We start from the raw sequence: 1,395 nt of genomic DNA, 5'->3' as shown, positions 1-1,395 counted from the left end.
AACCGTTGCTGGGTCAATTTTTTCAATCTTACCTCCAGTTGGAGTAGTTACTGTTTTAGTAACTCCAATCTTACATTTTCAGTTAAAATCAATCGGTTTGTAAGTTTTGACCATCTTGCGCCTCCTTCCACGAAGAATAAAGACCTCTCAACTGACCGACCATGTGATCTACAGCCGTAGTAGGCGGCATAGTCGTAGAACGATTAATCCACAAATCCATAGAATAGCTAAGAACAGCTACATCATAAATCGGAGAAACGTTTTCTACACTGAAAAATGGATTGTCAACTGTATCAGAACTCACTGCATTTTTCACATATGCTGTTGCTGTATCAAAATAAATTTTAAGTTGTGGTTTGCGATCATCATCTTCTGATAATTGATCTAGTAAGTCATCAACAGTCACTGTCATAAAGTGCCTCCTTTACTGCTTTAGCAAATAAAAGGATAATGTCTTTTTTATCCACCCCCAATTTAGATAAACTCTTAATCACAGTATGCAATTCCCAAGCAAATCTTTTTTAGCTGGTTGTGCAAATAAAAATTTCATTATCCTTTCCTATTTTTAATCGTGTCTAGTTGTAGTCGTTGTAGTTGGTGCTCCAGTAAAATTACCTACTTTCCTGCAGTGAAATTACCTACTTGGTCTGCAATTGCAGAAAATGAACCAGCAACTAAAGCTTCTGAGTCAGTAGCTTTAACATCGAAGCGATCGATTACACGAATTTTAGTAGTATCAGTTTCAAATGCACCAGCACCAATATTTGTTGGAAGTAATGACATGTTTTCACGGTCAAACAATGTAATAGCTTGCGACATATCTCCATAGTAAAGTGGATAAACTGTTGATCCAGTATTTGGAAGCCAGCGATCTGCAACAACAATAACTTGTTTACCTTTAATTAGATATGAATTAGGTTTTTTTGGGTCTGGTTCGAGCAAATATTTACCTTCAGCAGTTTTAACCAAAGCAAGTTTATTCAACCCTGACTGGTTAGTCAAAAGACTTGAAGTGGCGATAATCGCAGGATCAACCGCTGTATTAATCATAGTAATAACATCGTCAAATTTAGCGATTGTTGGTTTTTTAGGTGCTGCTTTCATTACTTCGATAATCGCTTGGTTACGAGTCACAACCACTTTCTTAGCAATCCAGCTTGATAACCATGCAAGAATATTTTCTGCTGTATCTTTAAGCAATGTATTCGTTGCAGTGATGATTCCCGCATAACGTTTAATCAAGTATTTGATAATTGTCAACTGAGGATTGTCAAGGTCTGGAATTTTTCCATCTTCTGCATCCATTACAGTCAACGGAGTTACATCAGTCCATTTTTCATATACACGACTACCGTATGAAGTAGAAACACGTCCCGCACGCGGCGGACGCCCCGA

At 37.6% G+C, this 1,395-nt stretch carries 2 protein-coding genes; both read right to left on the bottom strand.

Going from position 1 to position 1,395, the window contains the following annotated elements:
- Window positions 1-88: 88 nt before the first annotated feature.
- Window positions 89-412: a head-tail connector protein gene (locus tag ABZ914_RS51405; RefSeq protein WP_500201816.1), complete on the bottom strand. Its 324-nt coding sequence runs from the start codon at window positions 410-412 to the stop codon at window positions 89-91.
- 203 nt (window positions 413-615) lie between these two features.
- On the bottom strand, window positions 616-1,395 hold a 780-nt coding region (locus tag ABZ914_RS51400; RefSeq protein ID WP_500201815.1), incomplete at its 5' end, for a phage major capsid protein.

This window comes from Spirillospora sp. NPDC046719, assembly GCF_040645715.1.
Lineage (GTDB): Bacteria > Actinomycetota > Actinomycetes > Streptosporangiales > Streptosporangiaceae > Spirillospora.
Note: the sequence above shows the minus strand (reverse complement) of the source record. Positions and strands in the feature narration are given on the sequence as shown.

What these genes read in the sequence shown, in the direction of transcription:
- ABZ914_RS51405 (WP_500201816.1), bottom strand. Translation starts at nt 412, where the DNA reads ATGACAGTGACTGTTGATGACTTACTAGATCAATTATCAGAAGATGAT.